11 protein-coding genes are annotated in these 17,444 nt (G+C 47.6%); 7 read left to right on the top strand and 4 right to left on the bottom strand.

The genetic code is table 11. The features are described 5' to 3' along the window. Window positions 1-22 precede the first annotated feature (22 nt). Complete coding sequence (locus QUF61_RS05195; RefSeq protein ID WP_286019540.1) at window positions 23-1,357, top strand: ArsB/NhaD family transporter; 1,335 nt, start codon at window positions 23-25, stop codon at window positions 1,355-1,357. Between the two features lies 1 nt (window position 1,358). Next, window positions 1,359-1,841, top strand: coding sequence for a CBS domain-containing protein (locus tag QUF61_RS05190; protein WP_103921875.1), 483 nt, complete (start codon window positions 1,359-1,361; stop codon window positions 1,839-1,841). Between the two features lie 198 nt (window positions 1,842-2,039). Here the strand turns inward: QUF61_RS05190 and parC are convergent, their stop codons facing one another. Both parC and grxD read right to left on the bottom strand, forming a co-directional pair. Beyond that, window positions 2,040-4,274: a DNA topoisomerase IV subunit A gene (gene parC, locus QUF61_RS05185; protein WP_289680820.1), complete on the bottom strand. Its 2,235-nt coding sequence runs from the start codon at window positions 4,272-4,274 to the stop codon at window positions 2,040-2,042. 104 nt (window positions 4,275-4,378) lie between these two features. After that, window positions 4,379-4,723, bottom strand: coding sequence for a Grx4 family monothiol glutaredoxin (grxD, locus tag QUF61_RS05180; RefSeq protein WP_103921873.1), 345 nt, complete (start codon window positions 4,721-4,723; stop codon window positions 4,379-4,381). Window positions 4,724-5,070: 347 nt separating this feature from the next. Here grxD and QUF61_RS05175 point away from each other — a divergent pair, with 347 nt between their 5' ends. The 4 genes from QUF61_RS05175 to metH all read left to right on the top strand — a co-directional run bounded on the left by QUF61_RS05175 (window position 5,071) and on the right by metH (window position 11,164). Then, window positions 5,071-5,805, top strand: coding sequence for a PP2C family protein-serine/threonine phosphatase (locus QUF61_RS05175; protein ID WP_289680819.1), 735 nt, complete (start codon window positions 5,071-5,073; stop codon window positions 5,803-5,805). A gap of 204 nt (window positions 5,806-6,009) precedes the next feature. Beyond that, complete coding sequence (locus tag QUF61_RS05170) at window positions 6,010-6,750, top strand: Crp/Fnr family transcriptional regulator (RefSeq protein WP_289680818.1); 741 nt, start codon at window positions 6,010-6,012, stop codon at window positions 6,748-6,750. 2 nt (window positions 6,751-6,752) lie between these two features. Then, entirely contained in the window at window positions 6,753-7,358 is a 606-nt protein-coding gene (locus QUF61_RS05165; RefSeq protein WP_103921870.1) for a class I SAM-dependent methyltransferase, read from the top strand. Between the two features lie 125 nt (window positions 7,359-7,483). After that, a complete protein-coding gene (gene metH, locus QUF61_RS05160) occupies window positions 7,484-11,164 on the top strand; it encodes a methionine synthase (RefSeq protein ID WP_407080046.1) in 3,681 nt (1,226 codons plus the stop codon). 139 nt (window positions 11,165-11,303) lie between these two features. On the opposite strand, the gene QUF61_RS05155 is transcribed toward metH, so the two are convergent. Next, window positions 11,304-14,078 (bottom strand): valine--tRNA ligase, encoded by a 2,775-nt coding sequence (locus tag QUF61_RS05155; RefSeq protein ID WP_289680816.1) that lies wholly within the window; start codon window positions 14,076-14,078, stop codon window positions 11,304-11,306. Between the two features lie 548 nt (window positions 14,079-14,626). On the opposite strand from QUF61_RS05155, the gene yjgA reads away from it, so the two are divergent. Then, window positions 14,627-15,148, top strand: coding sequence for a ribosome biogenesis factor YjgA (gene yjgA / locus QUF61_RS05150; RefSeq protein WP_103921868.1), 522 nt, complete (start codon window positions 14,627-14,629; stop codon window positions 15,146-15,148). Between the two features lie 62 nt (window positions 15,149-15,210). On the opposite strand, the gene QUF61_RS05145 is transcribed toward yjgA, so the two are convergent. Next, complete coding sequence (locus QUF61_RS05145) at window positions 15,211-17,436, bottom strand: CHASE2 domain-containing protein (RefSeq protein ID WP_103921867.1); 2,226 nt, start codon at window positions 17,434-17,436, stop codon at window positions 15,211-15,213. Between the last annotated feature and the right edge of the window lie 8 nt (window positions 17,437-17,444).

Below are 17,444 nucleotides of genomic sequence, written 5' to 3'. Positions count from 1 at the left end.
ACCCGAACTCAAGGAATAAGTCGTGGATACCCACACCTCATCTGTCATATTCGGCTGGGACCCTTTATGGGTATCCAGCATCGTTTTTATCATCACCTATGCGATGGTTGTTACTGAAAAAATTAATCGCTCTATTATTGCACTATTAGGCGCAGGCTTGATGATCAGCCTGGGCATACTCAATCAGGAAACCGCAATCAATGGCATCGACTTTAATACCCTGGGTCTGTTGACCGGTATGATGGTCATTGTTGCGATTTCTCGTCGCAGCGGGGTGTTTCAGTTTGTCGCCGTGTGGTCAGCAAAAAAGGTCAACGCCAGTCCCTGGGGCATTCTATTCATGCTGTCATTGGTGACGGCCTTATTCTCTGCACTGCTGGATAATGTTACTACCGTCTTGTTGATTGCCCCGGTGACGCTGTTAATTACTGGAGAGTTAAAGGTTCACCCCTACCCCTTTCTGTTTGCCGAAATTTTTGCCTCAAATATCGGGGGCACGGCAACCCTAATCGGGGACCCACCCAATATCATGATTGGCTCTGCCGTCAATTTGAGCTTTAATGATTTTTTATGGAACCTGGCACCCATTACCCTGCTTATTTTTCCGATTACCATGCTGATTATTTATTTTATCTGGGGGCGTCATATGCATGCCGGTGATGAGGATAAGCAACGCATTATGCTGTTTAATGAAAAACAGGCAATCACCGACCCGCGCTTACTCAAACAATCCTTGCTGGTTATCTTTTTAGTGACGCTTGGTTTTCTTTTTGCGCACCAACTACACCTTGAGCCTGCCACCATCGCCATGATGGGGGCGGCTCTATTGTTACTGTTAACGAGTATTAATAGTGGTGCTGAAGAACAGAGTGAGCATGTTCATAAAAGTTTTGCTGAAGTTGAGTGGATCACGATTTTCTTTTTTATTGGTCTTTTTATCATCGTCCACGGTATAGAACATGCTGGCCTTCTGGATATATTGGCAAAAGAAGTATTAGCATTCACGGGGGGCGATCTCACCCTGACGGCAATGGCGATTATCTGGGCCTCGGCGATATTTTCCGCCATTGTTGATAACATTCCTTTTGTTGCCACGATGATTCCCATCATTGAATCCATGTCATCCACTTTTGGCGGGCAAGCGCAATTAATGCCGTTGTGGTGGTCACTGGCACTGGGTGCCTGCCTGGGCGGTAATGGCTCACTGGTGGGTGCCAGCGCCAACCTGATTGTTGCCGGTTTTGCTGAACGTGCGGGTTACCGGATTCATTTTCTCAAGTTTATGCTGATGGCTTTTCCATTGATGCTGCTGAGTATTTTAATTGCCAGTATCTATGTTTATTTAAGGTATCTCTAAAATGACTATGGATATACAAAGTGTTCTAATTCCAACAATTATTATTCACCCTGGCATGTATGTGCGGGATGTTTTTACCGAGTGTGGCAAGTTAAATATCCACGCCCTGCCTTATTATAATGAAAAGGGGAAACTCAGTGGCAGGTTGACGCTGAAAAATATTATGAAGTTTTCCTGCCTGCCGGAGCACATGATAGAACTGGCGCATTTACTGGGCAATCAGATGTCCTGTATCGAAAATGCTGAAGCCAAGGCGCAAGAGATTATCTGTAACCCGGTTGAACCCTATGTGCGAGAACTGAGCGAAACCATCTCAGCAAAGGAACCCTTGATTAAAGCGCTGGCAATGATGGAAAAAAATGAAACCAGCTATATTTTTGTCGTTGATGAAGAGGGAGAGTATAAAGGTCTGGTCACGATTCAGGGCATTGCCCGCGTCATGTCCAGTCTGGGCAAGATTTGTCCCATGAACTCATCCATTTAAGCCTTAGACCTTCCAGGTTTTTAAAAACCTGGAAGGTCTAAGGAGTGAGGATGAAATAAATGCAGAAACTGGGTGCAGGATTTTTATTCATTTTCAAGGCGTGAAAACAGGCGCATAGCAAGCTATGTAACTGTTTTCGGAACGCAGAAAATGGAGAAAAAGACCAGCCAAGTTGCTGAAGTTATAAAATTCTCACTCCTAAGACTCTATAAGCGCTTCAACCCCTTGCACCTGCTGAAAACCTCTGGGGAGCTTATGTCCGCGTTGCGCACGGCTGCCCTGGAAATTTTCCAAGTCACTGGGTTTCAGGGTTAAATGGCGTTTACCCGCCTGAATTTTTAATACAGCCTGTGCCGGTAGCACACAAACAAATTGAATAAACTCTTCTTTTTTGGGCTGGATATTCATTAGTTTCACGCCCTTGCCTTTTGCCATTTCCGGTAACTCGGCAATCGGGAATACCAACAAATAAGCCAGACTGCTAATGACCACTAATCTATCAGATTGTGGATTATTTACAGGTAATGGTGGCAGGGTCTGGCTGTTTGCTGGCAGTGTCAGGCTTGCCTTACCCGCTTTGTTTTTGGTTTGCAGGTGTGAAAACTGGGTCACAAAACCATAACCCGCGCTGGAAGCCAATAACCAATGGTCGTCATTTTCGCCACTCAGCAGGCAACAGATTTGCGCGCCATCACTGAGCTTCAAGCGGCCTGATAAAGGCTCGCCCTGACTGCGTGCAGAGGGCAGGCTGTGCGTTGGCAATGCGTAACTGCGGCCCTTATTGTCAAAAAATACTACATTTTGATCACTGCGCCCACTTGTTGCGTTTAAGAACCTGTCGCCACTGCGATAATTGAGTTTTTCCGGGTCTATATCGTGGCCTTTGGCGGCGCGTATCCAACCTTTTGCCGATAAAATCACGGTCAGCGGCTCGGCAGGTGCCAGATTTTGCTGGTCTATGGCCTGCGCCTGACCGCGCTCAACCAGCGGCGAGCGGCGCACATTACCATAGGCTTTGGTGTCCGCTTTGATTTCTTTTGCCACTTGTTGTTTTAAGTTTTGCTCGTCACCTAAGGTGGTTTCCAGCGCCTGGCGCTCTTTACTGAGCTTGTCCTGCTCAGCGGTGATTTTTTTCTCTTCCAGTTTCGCCAGTTGCCGTAATTTCATTTCTAAAATGGCTTCAGCCTGGGTATCACTGAGGTTAAAACGTGCAATCAATAGGGGTTTAGGCCGATCTTTCAGACGAATAATTTTGATGATTTCATCAATATTAAGAAACGCAATCAGCAGCCCTTCCAATAAATGCAGGCGTTTTTTCACCTTATCCAGGCGATAAGATAAACGCCTGCGTACCGTATTTGTGCGATATTCCAGCCATTCTGACAAAATGGTTTTCAGGTTTTTAACGCTGGGTCGCCCATCCAGGCCAATCATATTCAGATTAACCCGATAACTGCGTTCCAAATCGGTGGTGGCAAAAAGGTGCGCCATCAGGGTTTCAGTGTCAGTTTTTCGACTGCGCGGCACAATCACCAGCCTGACCGGATTTTCATGATCTGATTCATCGCGCAAGTCTTCCACCAGTGGTAGCTTTTTCGCGTTCATTTGCGCTGCGATCTGGGTCAGTAATTTACTGGCAGAAGTCTGGTGCGGCAGGGCGGTAATCACAAGCTCGCCCTCTTCCAGCGTATACACCGCACGCATACGCAGGGAACCATGCCCGGTTTCATACATTTTAAACAGCTCGGTACGGGGCGTGATGATTTCTGCTTCGGTGGGATAATCCGGTGCAGGGACATGCTTGCACAAATCAGCAACCGTGGCATCAGGGTGTTTCAGCAAATGTACGCAGGCGGCGGTGATTTCCTGGAGATTATGAGGCGGAATATCAGTTGCCATGCCCACCGCAATACCGGTACTGCCATTGAGTAATACATTAGGCAGGCGCGCAGGCAGCAGGGTGGGTTCTTCCAGAGTGCCATCAAAATTTGCACTCCAGTCCACCGTGCCCTGTCCGGCTTCTTCCAGCAACAGGTTGGCATACCCCGTCAGACGCGCTTCGGTATAACGCATCGCGGCAAAAGATTTGGGATCATCAATCGAACCCCAGTTACCCTGCCCATCTACCAGCGGGTAACGATAAGAAAATGGCTGTGCCAGCAATACCATCGCTTCATAACAGGCGCTATCACCATGCGGGTGGTATTTACCCAACACATCTCCAATCGTGCGCGCAGACTTTTTGAACTTGGCTGTTGCACTCAAACCCAGTTCCGACATGGCATAAATAATGCGGCGTTGCACGGGTTTGAGACCATCGGCAATATGCGGCAGTGCGCGGTCTAAAATGACATACATGGAGTAGTCAAGATAAGCCTGCTCAGTAAAAGCATGCAGTGGTTGGCGTTCCAGGTAATCAGGGTTTGTTGACATAGGGGATATTTATGGTAATTTTGCAGGCATTGGTAGCGAAGGGATAACACCACTGCGAGCGATGTTATCCCTATTCAGCACTAAAAGCGCTGAAAGCCGGATAATCAGGATTCTTCGGGTTTATCTTCTTGAGCGGCGTGCGCGGCTTCAATCATTGGCTTTAATTCGCCATTTTGGTACATTTCCAAAGTGATGTCGCAGCCACCAACCAGTTCACCATTAATGTACAATTGTGGAAAGGTAGGCCAATTGGCGTAACTGGGCAAATTTTGAAAAACTTCGGGATCGCTGAGTATATTGACATAGGCAAACGGCAGACCGCAGGCCTGTAATGCTTGCGCAGCGCGGCTGGAAAAACCACATTGTGGTAATTTAGGTGTACCCTTCATGTAAATAATTACTGGGTGACTTTTAACTTGCTCATCAATGCGCTCAAGAACATCTGACATCAGTTGGACTCCATATTAAATGATATATTTCAGGAAAAATGCTTAGCAGAAATGGGGGCTACCCTATATTTTATCAATAAACATTACGCAAAAGCTTCTTTTTTGTACTTTAAGGAGCGAGGATAAAATAAATACAGAAACTGGGCGCAGGATTTTTATTCATTTTCAAGGCGTGAAAACAGGCGCATAGCAAGCTATGTAACTGTTTTCACAACGCAGAAAATGGAGAAAAAGACCAGCCAGGTTGCTGAAGTTATAAAATTCTCGCTCCTAAGGAGTGAGGATAAAATAAAAGCAACTGCTTTGCATAACAGTAGTTATTAATAGTTTTCACGCAGGTTTTGCTTATGAAATGGAATATCGTACAGGCGGATCACATTGGCGGGCGGCAGGAACAGCAGGATCGCAGTCTGATACTCAGCGCCAGCAATGGCGAGCGTCATTGGCTGGTATTAGCTGATGGCATGGGGGGGCATAATGGTGGCGCTTTGGCTGCACAAGCGATTATTGATACCGCAAAACAATTATGGCAAGACAATGAAGAATGTAGAGCCATACTCAATCCACAGGTTTTTCTGAGCGATTTTTGTGCGCTGGCACACCAGGCTATTATTAATTTAGGCAAGGCTCAGAACATTTCGCCACACAGCACTTGCGTCAGTGCTTTTATTGAAGACCGGCAGGTTTATTTAATTCATGTCGGTGACAGCCGTCTTTATCATTTGCACGCATCACAAACCCAGTTTCGCACCCGTGACCATTCATTAGTACAAATGCTGGTGGATATGGGGCGTCTGAAAGAATCAGAAATGGGGCAGCATCCTGAGCAGAATTATCTATTGCGTGGCCTGGGCGGTGAAACCGAACCTGAACTGGATTTTCACCAATTACAGGTGCAAGCTCAGGATCACATTTATTTATGCAGCGATGGTTATTGGGAGCACGTTAGCCCGGAGCATACCGCAGTGCAGTTGCAAGTCAACAATCTTGAAATCAATGCCAGGCAACTGGTTGCCGAGGCGGTAAAATCAGGAGGTAAGCAGGGCGACAATGTCAGTTTGATTGCAGCAGTTTGTTATTAAGGAATGAGGATTTTATAATTCCCGAAACCAATCTGGTCTTTCCTCAATCAAAGTAGTTTACACTTTATTGTGAAATCTTTTTTCTTAAAAAATGTTACTTTTCCATGATTCCCGATACAGGATCGAGTATATTATCATTTGATTAAATTATACTATACTACCTATATATACCTGAGTTCGATATTAGCTTGATCAGCGCTAAATATGATGACAACAATAATTAAACCATTAGAAACTGACATTGAGTCAATGGACGATTGCCTGGAATGCATGGTGCGTGAATACGCGCCCTGCCATAAAGTCAGTAGTAATAACCTGCCCTTGTTACAAGTTTATCGGGATGAAAAATGTTCTTTTAAAGAAAAAAGCCATTTATATCGCCAGGGTAATCCCCACCCTATGCTGTATACCCTGCATAGCGGCTGGGTGATAATTTATAAAACCTTGCGCAGTGGGCGTCGGCAGATTTTAACTTATGCCTTGCCGGGGGATTTTATCGGTCTGCAAGGTAATTTTAACGCACCGGCTAATCATTCCGCGCTGGCATTGACAGATTGCAGCTTGTGCGCATTCTCCCGTGACAATATTCAGGAAATGATGCTTAAAGTGCCTGAATTCACTCTGGAGTTGGCACTACGCACCGCAAGAAACTATGAATTTCAAACCACAACCCGGCATCAGAACGCGCAGGAGCGTATTGTCACCTTGTTTCTGGATTTATATCACCGAATGCAGGCTCAGAATCCAGGCATTAAGGATGTTGTGGTTTTACCCATTACCCAGGAAGACATTGGTGATACGCTGGGTTTAACCCAGGTACACGTTAACCGCAGTTTGCGTAGTTTACGCGAGCAGGAACTACTCGATTTTCACCATCAAAAATTACATATTTATCAATATGAGGCACTGAAAGCCCTTGTCGCTTACGGCAATGCTTATCAATAATTATGGCTGATTTATTTAATGAACGCGCCCAAAACTGGGACGCCAGAACCATGAGCCAACAATTGTCAGCCGCAGTTGGCGAGGCAATACGGCAATATGTCCCGCTCCATCCGCAGATGGCAGTGATGGATTTTGGTGCGGGTACGGGACTGGTCTGCACCCAGATAGCCGAGCTTGTGAAAAATATTGCTGCCGTGGATATTTCCGAAGCAATGTTGGAAAAGCTGCGCACCAAACCTGAATTACAAGGCAAGGTGGCGTGTTTTAAGCAGAATATAATGCAGCACCCCTTAGACCAGCAGTTTGATTTAATCATCAGTGCGATGGCAATGCATCATATCGCAGATACGGATAAACTGGTGCAATGTCTTGCCGCGCATTTAAAACCCGGTGCCATGATTGCCTTAGCCGATCTTGACAGCGAAGATGGCAGTTTTCACGCGCCCCATATCAAAGGCGTTTATCACGCGGGTTTTGACCGCGCTGCCCTGACTCAGATTTTTGCACAGCACGGATTTAAGGACATTGATTTCGTAACTGCGCACCGCATAGAAAAAGAAGAAAAAAACTTTCCAGTATTTTTACTGACTGCAACTAAAAGTGCTTAACAGTACTTTTAGAAAATCTTTATAGATTTGTTTAACCCGGATATTTATGAAATATCCAGGTTAACCACCTGTTTCCGATTTATCCTCCCTGGTAAGTAACAAGGGGGATTATTACTGAAAGTAAAATGACCATGCCAAATCTCAACGAACAACTTCAACAATTAATGCAACAACGCCCGCTGATTCTTGATGGGGCAATGGGCACCATGATCCAGCGCCACAAGCTTGAAGAAGGCGATTATCGCGGCCTGCGCTTTAAGGACTGGGAGAGCGACCTTAAAGGTAATAATGATTTACTGGCGCTGACCCAGCCGGATATTATTGCGGGTATTCATCGCCAGTATCTGGAAGCGGGCGCGGATATTATTGAAAGTAATACTTTTAATGCCACCCGTGTTGCAATGGCGGATTATGGCATGGAGGATTTGTCGGCGGAAATTAACCGCGAGGCGGCAAAACTCGCACGCACGGTATGTGATGAATTCACCGCACAAAACCCCGATAAGCCGCGTTTTGTTGCCGGAATTTTAGGCCCCACCAACCGCACCGCATCGATTTCCCCGGATGTTAATGATCCCGGTTTTCGTAATATTCAATTTCATGAGTTGGTGGATGCTTATTATGAATCAACCCATGCTTTGATTGAAGGTGGCGTGCATATTCTGCTGGTGGAAACCATTTTTGACACGCTTAACGCCAAAGCCGCTTTATTTGCTATCGAAAAATATTTTGACGATCAGCAACAGCGCTGGCCGATTATGATTTCCGGCACGATTACTGACGCTTCCGGGCGCACCCTGTCCGGGCAGACCACCGAAGCATTTTATAATGCTTTGCGCCACGCCCAGCCCCTGTCGATTGGTTTGAACTGCGCCTTGGGTGCAAAACAACTGCGTCAATATGTTGCGGAGTTATCACGCATCGCTGATTGCGCAGTATCGGCGCATCCCAATGCGGGACTGCCCAATGAATTTGGTGAATATGATGAAACCCCGGAAGCTATGGCAGCAGAAATTGGCGAGTGGGCGCAATCCGGTTTATTGAACATTATTGGTGGCTGTTGCGGCACTTCACCGGATCACATACGCGCCATTCACGATACCGTGATGCAACATGCACCGCGAGCTATCCCAAGCATTGCCCCGGCATGTCGTTTATCCGGCCTGGAGCCGTTTAACATCGAGGCCGACAGTTTATTTGTCAATGTCGGGGAACGCGCCAATGTTACCGGCTCTGCGAAATTCAAACGCCTGATTATGGAAGGGGATTACGATACCGCGCTGGATATTGCCCGCACCCAGGTGGAAAACGGTGCGCAGGTAATTGACATCAATATGGATGAGGGCTTGCTCGATTCCCTGCCTGCCATGCAGCGTTTTCTGAATCTGATTGCTGCCGAGCCAGATATTGCCAAGGTGCCGGTGATGGTGGATTCTTCCAAATGGGAAATCATTGAAGCCGGACTGCAATGTATCCAGGGCAAAGGTATTGTTAATTCCATCAGTCTCAAGGAAGGCGAGGAAAAATTTATCGCCCAGGCGAAACTGGTGCGGCGTTATGGCGCGGCGGTGATAGTCATGGCTTTTGATGAGCAGGGGCAGGCCGACACCCAGGCGCGCAAAATTGAAATCTGTACCCGCTCTTATAACATTCTGACGCAGCAATTAAATTTTCCGGCAGAAGATATTATTTTTGACCCGAATATTTTTGCCGTTGCCACGGGCATAGAAGCGCACAATAATTACGCAGTGGACTTTATCGAAGCCACCCACCAGATTAAACAAACATTGCCACATGCGTTGATTTCTGGCGGCGTGTCCAATGTTTCCTTCTCCTTCCGGGGTAACAACCCGGTGCGTGAAGCAATTCATTCGGTATTTTTATATCACGCAATTAAAGCCGGTTTAGACATGGGTATTGTCAATGCCGGACAGTTGGCAGTGTATGACGATTTACCCGATGAACTGCGCGAGCGGGTTGAAGACGTGGTACTCAACCGCCGCGAAGACAGCACCGAGCGTCTGCTGGATGTGGCGGAAAAATATCGCGGTGATGGCAGTACCCAGGATAACAAACAAAATCTGGAATGGCGCGAGTGGGCGGTGGCAAAACGCCTGGAACACGCGCTGGTGAAAGGCATTGCTGATTTTATTGAGGAAGACACCGAGCAGGCGCGTCTGGCTGTCGAGCGTCCGCTGCATGTGATTGAAGGGCCGCTGATGGACGGCATGAACGTGGTTGGTGACTTGTTTGGCGAGGGTAAAATGTTCCTGCCGCAAGTGGTGAAATCAGCGCGGGTAATGAAAAAAGCCGTGGCCTGGCTGATGCCATTTATCGAAGCGGAAAAAGGTGGCAGTATTCAGCACAACGGGCGCATCCTGATGGCAACGGTGAAAGGCGATGTGCATGACATCGGCAAAAATATCGTTGCCGTGGTATTGCAATGCAATAACTTTGAAGTGATTGACATCGGGGTGATGGTGCCTGCCGAGCAAATACTCCAGGCCGCAAAGGAAAAAAACTGCGACATCATCGGCTTGTCAGGGCTGATTACGCCATCACTGGATGAGATGGTGTTTCTTGCCAAAGAAATGCAGCGGCAGGGTTTTGAACTGCCCTTGCTGATAGGCGGCGCAACCACCTCGAAAGTCCATACGGCAGTTAAAATTGCACCGGAATATGAACATCCCGCAATTTATGTAGCTGATGCCTCGCGCGCGGTTGGCGTGGCGCAAAGTCTGTTATCAGCAGAACTGAAAGCCCCTTATTTTGCCAATATCCAGGCAGAATATGAAGCCATCCGCATTGAACGTGCAGCGCGTCAGGGCAAACAGAAAAAAGCCACGCTGGATGCGGCTCGCGACAATAAACAAGCACTGGACTGGGACAACTATACAGCACCAAAACCACAGTTTCTGGGTAAAAAAGTCCTGGATGACTATCCACTGGCAGAATTGCGTGAGTTCATTGACTGGACACCCTTTTTCCAATCCTGGGAACTGGCAGGGCGTTACCCCAAAATCCTGCAAGATGAAGTGGTTGGAGAACAGGCACGCAGTTTATTTGACGATGCCAATAAAATGCTGGAGCAGATTATTGCTGAAAACTGGCTCACTGCCCGCGCTGTGTTTGGTTTTTTCCCGGCGAATGCGGTCAATGATGATGATATCACCTTGTATAGCAATGAGCAGCGTGATGATGAACTAATGACTCTGCACCACCTGCGCCAGCAGACTTTACGCCCGAAAAAATTCTACAATCATTGTCTGGCTGATTATATAGCACCAAAAAACACGCCTGATTATATCGGGGCTTTTGCCGTGACTGCGGGTATCGGTATTGAACAACATATCCAGCGTTTTGAAGCCGATCATGATGATTATCACAGCATCATGCTTAAAGCCATCGCCGACCGTCTCGCTGAGGCCTTCGCCGAGCGTCTGCATCAACGGGTACGTCAGGAATTCTGGGGCTATGCGCCGGAGGAAGGAATGGACAATAATGCGCTGATTACGGAACAATACCAGGGCATACGCCCAGCGCCCGGTTATCCCGCCTGCCCGGATCATACGGAAAAAGCCCTGTTATGGGATTTGCTGCAACCGGATCAGCACATTGGATTAACGCTGACTGACAGCTTTGCGATGCTGCCTACCGCCGCCGTTTCCGGCTGGTATTTCTCCCACCCGGACAGCAAATACTTTGGCATTGGCAAAATTGACCGCGATCAGCTTGAGGATTATGCGAAACGTAAGGGCTTATCCATTGCCGAAGCTGAGCGCTGGCTGGCACCGGTTTTAGCATAAGCGTTCAGGCCTTCAGCCTTGTTAACGCAGGACTGGCAGTCCTTTAAGGACTGCCAGTCCTGAAGTTATTATTTATTTTTACCAGTTACTGTACTTGCCGCATTCCCGAAGCAGGCTTATACCAACCGAGAAATGACTATTACAAAGCCCGGATTTTTTCCGCCTGCACCTGCAACTGTGCTTTAGAGGCATCCAGTTCCGCTTGGCGCTGCTGCTCTTTTTCCACCAGATGCTGTGGCGCACGTTCGACAAACTTGGGATTATTCAGTTTGCCCAATACTTTTTGCAGCTCCTTATCCAGCTTATCCATTTCCCTTTGCAGACGTTGCAACTCCGCATCTTTATCAATCAGACCCGCCAATGGAATCAGAATGTTCATTTCACCCGCCAGCGCGGTTGCTGATTCCGGCGCGGTTTCTTCCGCTTCCAGCCATTGTATACTTTCCAATTTTGCCAGAGTACGGATAAAGGCTTCGTTGTTTTGATAACGCTGACGATCATTTTCATCACCGTTTTGCAGCAATACAACCAAACGCTTGCCGGGATTGATATTCATTTCCGAGCGAATGCGGCGCACGCCCATAATCACTTGTTTCAGCCATTCCACTTCGGCAACAGCAGCGGCATCACGTTTACTTTCGTCTGCTTGCGGATACGCCTGCAACATGATGGTGTCACCGCTTTTGCCCGCTAAGGGTGCAACTTTCTGCCACAGTTCTTCGGTGATATAAGGCATGATGGGATGTAATATCCGCAGCAGGGTTTCCAGCACCCGTACCAGGGTGCGGCGGGTACCGCGCTGTACTGCCACCGGGGTTTGCTCATTAAACAACACCGGCTTGGACAGTTCCAGATACCAGTCACAGTATTCATTCCAGGTAAATTCGTATACCGTATTTGCCAGCAAATCAAAACGATAATCGGCAAAATGCTGAACGACCGTGGCCTCAGTGACCTGCAAGCGGTCAATAATCCAGCGATCTGCCAGGGTTAATTCATACGCTGCATCGCTTAACCCCGTATCTTTATCCTCACACTGCATCAGCACGTAACGGGTGGCATTCCACAGTTTATTGCAGAAGTTGCGATAACCTTCAATGCGCCCGGTGTCAAAGCGAATATCACGCCCGGTGGAGGCCAGTGCCGCGAAGGTGAAACGCAATGCGTCAGTGCCGTAAGGACGGATGCCATCGGGGAAATGCTTGCGAGTGTCGGCTTCGATTTTTGGAGCCATTTCCGGCTGCATCAGACCGCGACTGCGTTTTTGCAGCAAAGGTTCCAATTCAATGCCGTCAATCAAATCCAGCGGGTCAAGCACATTGCCTTTGGACTTGGACATCTTATCGCCATTGGCATCACGCACCAGGCCGTGAATATAGACTTCACGAAACGGCACGTCACCCATGAATTTCAGCCCCATCATAATCATGCGCGCCACCCAGAAGAAAATAATGTCAAAGCCGGTGACTAACACATTGGTCGGGTAAAAGGCTTTCAGGCGCTCGGTGTCATCAGGCCAGCCCAGGGTGGAGAAAGGCCACAGCGCAGAGGAAAACCAGGTATCCAGTACATCATTGTCCTGGCGCAAGACATCACCTTCGGGAATATTATATTGCTGGCGCACATCGGCTTCGGAGTAGCCCACATACACTGCGCCCGCTTCGTCATACCAGGCGGGAATCCGGTGTCCCCACCAGATTTGGCGGCTGATGCACCAGTCCTGAATATTATTCATCCATTCAAAATAGGTTTTGCTCCAATTTTCCGGGATAAACTTAATTCTCCCATCTTCCACCACTTTAATGGCTTCTTCCGCCAGCGGCTGGGTTTTAACAAACCATTGATCGGTTAAATACGGCTCAACAATGGCGTGGCTGCGATCACCTCTTGGCACCATTAATTTGTGTGGTTCAATTTTTTCCAGCAAACCCAGTTTTTCCAGGTCTTTTACAATTTGTTTACGCGCATCAAAACGATCCAGGCCACGATAAATTTCCGGTGCATTTTCATTGAGCTTGGCATCAATGGTAAACAGATTAATGATGGGTAAATCATGGCGCTGACCGATTTCATAGTCATTATGATCATGCGCCGGGGTGATTTTCACGCAGCCCGAGCCAAATTCTTTATCCACATATTCATCAGCAATAATCGGAATTTCACGCTTGGTCAGCGGCAGGGCAATGGTTTTGCCGATATAGGACTGATAACGCTCATCATCAGGATGCACAGCAACGGCGGTATCACCGAGCATGGTTTCCGGACGGGTGGTTGCCACCACCAGCGAACCGCTGCCATCAGTCAGTGGATACGACATGTGCCACATGGAACCATTTTCTTCGGTGGAAATCACTTCCAGATCCGCCAGTGCAGTGTGTAACACCGGGTCCCAGTTCACCAGACGTTTGCCGCGATAAATCAGCCCTTCACGGTACAAACGTACAAACACTTCCTGCACCGCTTTGGACAAACCTTCATCCATAGTGAAACGCTCATGTTCCCAATCCACAGAAGAACCCATGCGCCGCAACTGACGGGTAATGGTACCGCCAGATTCTTCTTTCCACTGCCACACGCGCTTGATAAATTCCTCGCGCCCTAAATCATGGCGGCTCTTGCCTTCCGCTGCCAGTTGCCGCTCCACCACCATCTGGGTAGCGATACCGGCATGATCAGTACCCATCTGCCACAGTGTATTATCCCCTTTCATACGGAAATAACGTGTCAGCATATCCATCAGGGTATCCTGGAAAGCGTGACCCATGTGTAAGGTGCCAGTGACATTGGGCGGCGGAATCATGATGCAATAAGCGGGCTGATCAGGCGCATCGTTGCGCGGCGTAAAATACGCCTTGTCTTCCCAGGTTTGATACCAATTTTTTTCGATGGCTTGAGGGTTGTAGGTTGTGTCCATATGCGGCTTCACTATTCCTTCGTTTATCTAAAATTGCTTTGCTAGATTCTACCATTAGAAAGGCAGTTGCGCTAAAATCAAAACCGCTTCATTATTGATCTTCATTAAACTTCTAATATTAAAAAAATAGCAGATACTTATAAAGCACTGATTTATAAAAAATAATTTTATTTATCGCGTAATTGTATTATACTTCGCAACACTGAGAAAATTGAAGTCTAATCTTAACTTCAATTTTCCAGCATTCAGAAGCGTTTGCAGTAAGCAACGCCTTCTGAAGCGTGTGTCCGCCAAACCGCCATTATTGAGGAGTCAAATAGTTCAATCATTCGGGCTATTTGAAATATAATAAAAAAGGAGCAGGCGTTATAATTGATTATCATCAATATAACGCCTGACTCCATATTCATCTGATAGCAATTAATTGATATTACGCAACCTGGCAAAGAGTTTATTAGATTCCTGAAACTTTGGTTAATGACTCATATTCGCGGTATCAATAAAAAATATACACAGCACATTAGTGCATACGCAAGAAAACATACAATATGAAAGATCTTGAGCAAAACCCCCTCCATGACGAAGATTTACTGAGCAAAAGTCAACAAAAAAGAGACGCGGAAACTTTACAGGCGTTGGGTACCCGCTTAGTCAATTTAGGCAAACCGATTCTGGATAAATTGCCCTTAGACGATACCTTAAAAGATGCTATTGAATTAGCGCAGCGCATTCGCAATAAACATGAAGGCTACCGCCGCCAATTGCAATTTATAGGCAAGCTCATGCGTAGCCGGGATTGTGAAGACATCATGCAAGCACTGGCCTTACACGATGCCAAGCAGCATCAGGCCACACATCATTTTCATCAGTTAGAACAAACCAGAGATGCCATTATCAACGAGGGTGATGAGGCTATTCAGTTATTTCTCAATGAACACCCCGCAGCGGATCGCCAACACTTACGCCAATTAGCGCGCTCGGCATTACGCGAACAGAAAAATAACAAACCACCCAAGGCTGCCCGTGCTTTGTTTAAGTATTTACGGGAAGTCAGTGAGAATGATGCCTGAGCGTGAGACGAAGGCGGTTTTCAGCGTCTTTAACGTTGAAAGAAGCCTGCGTCGAACTCTGGCTACTTGCTGGTATGCGTAAACACCCCGTCCCAGTCATCCCCTGGCTCATGATGCAGAAAATGTGCTATACGCTCCAGATAAATATGATACAGCAGGCGTTGCGGGCGGTGCATTTCCAATTCAATAAATAAGGCCTTGGCTTCCTGCCATTGCTGATGGCGATAGTGTTGCAGCGCCTGATGATATTGCTCCAGTTCTTCCATTTCCCAGGCGGGAATGTCGATTTTAAGCCCCAGCGGCTGGAAAATCGCAACCGGTTTTTCCTTGCCTTTGACTCTGACCCTGTCCAGCTCGCGGCAGGCGTATTCCGGCACGGCCTTGCGGGTGAATTCGCTGATAATAATGGATGCGCCATATTGTTTGGTCAAACCTTCCAGGCGCGAACCCAGATTGACGGCATCGCCTAAGATGGTATAGGCCATGCGAAACTCTGAACCCATGTTGCCGACATTCATCACCCCGGTGTTGATACCGATGCCAATCTTAATTTGTGGCCAGCCACGAGATTTGAATTCGCCCTGCATGGTATCCAGTTTATCTATCATTGCCATTGCCGCAGCCAGGGCGTGGCGGGGATGTTCGGCATCTCTCAGCGGCGCGCCCCAGAAAGCCATGATGGCATCGCCCATATACTTATCAATAGTGCCACGATGTTCATGGATAAGATGGGTCATCGGGGTTAAGAAGGTATTCATCAGTTCCGACAACTGACGCGGATTGAGGCTTTCTGAAATACTGGTAAAACCACGTACATCGGAAAATAATACCGTCATCTCCCGGCTGTCGCCTTCCATGGAAAACTTTGCACTGGGGTTCTGGCTCATTTCATCCACCAGTTGCGGCGGAATATATTGCCCGAATAAACCGGTTAACTGGCGTTTATTGCGGGTTTCCACAAAATAACCATAAGACAAGTTAAATAAAAACAAACCCCAAATCATTAATAGGGTGGGTGCCAGATTCAGCACCAGATTCAGATTTTCCCAGAAATAAAAATTACTCCAGATTAATCCCACGCTCAGTACCACTGCGGCAATTGTCGTCCACAGGGGAGTCACCCAGAGCATCAGTACCGTCATGCTCAGACCTGCCAGAATCATAAAAAATAACTCGCCACCCTTGCCATAATCAGCTTGCAGAATGCGGTTATCCAATATCCCGGCAATCAGATTGGCGTGAATTTCCACCCCCGGATACACTTCGCTGACCGGGGTTGCGCGTAAATCAAACAAGCCTTTAGCAGTAGTGCCGATTAAAACAATCGCGCCGCGTAAGCGTTCAGGCTCAACCTGGCGATACAAGACATCGACAATCGATACATAAGGATAACTGTCCTGTTCACCACGATAAGGCACCAGTGCTTCCAGGTGACTATTCACCGGGATACGGCGATTGCCAACCAGCAAGGCTTCCAGTTGCTGATAGTTGCCCTGATTGACCACATCCAGACCCAGTTCCGGTTCATTCAACAAGACCCGTGCTATTGCCAGTGACAGGGATTCATAATAATTACCCTGAAAGGCATAAAACATCGGCACCCGCCGGGTGATACCATCATTATCCGGCAGGGCGTTAAAATGTCCGCTGGTTACGCTGGCCTGTTCAAATGGGGCCATATTACTGGCAAAACCTGTGGCTTCAATAGGCTGTAAGGCATAGGGGCTGAGGGTTTTGGTGCTGAACGCAGGTTTTGGCAAGACCCCGGAGCGCGCTGCATCGTCCTCGTCTATCATCGCGTAACCCAGAATAATCCGGCGATTTTTCAGGCTTTGCGCAAAACGGCTGTCATAATCCAGGCCGGTGCGCAGTTTTTCCAAAACCGCCAGAAAATCAGCTTGATCTTGTAACTCGTTATTGGCTAAATTTTCCAGCGTTTCCAGACCCGAGCTTTTATCCGCTTCAGGAAACACGGCATCAAAACCCAACAAGTCAATTTGGTAATAATCAAATAATTGATCAACCACGCTGGCGAGAATATCGCGCTTCCAGGGCCAACGCCCGATGGCACTTAAACTTTTTTCATCAATATCAACAATGACGATACGCGAGTCCACGCCGCCCGGTTTGGTGAGGTTCAAGCGGGTGTCATAGCTGCGCAGCTCCATTTCATCAATAAAAGACCAGCGCAGATGACCGGTAACGTGGGCAGCAAAAAATACAATGATAACCAGGCTGATAATGGCCTGAAATCCATGTCGTTGTATGGCTGCCCAGAGGGTTTTCATGTGTCTTC

It is taken from the genome of Candidatus Venteria ishoeyi (assembly GCF_030378065.1).
GTDB classification, from domain to species: Bacteria; Pseudomonadota; Gammaproteobacteria; order Beggiatoales; family Beggiatoaceae; genus Venteria; species Venteria ishoeyi.
The sequence above is the reverse complement of the archived record's forward strand: the minus strand, read 5'-3'. Positions and strand labels throughout refer to the sequence as shown.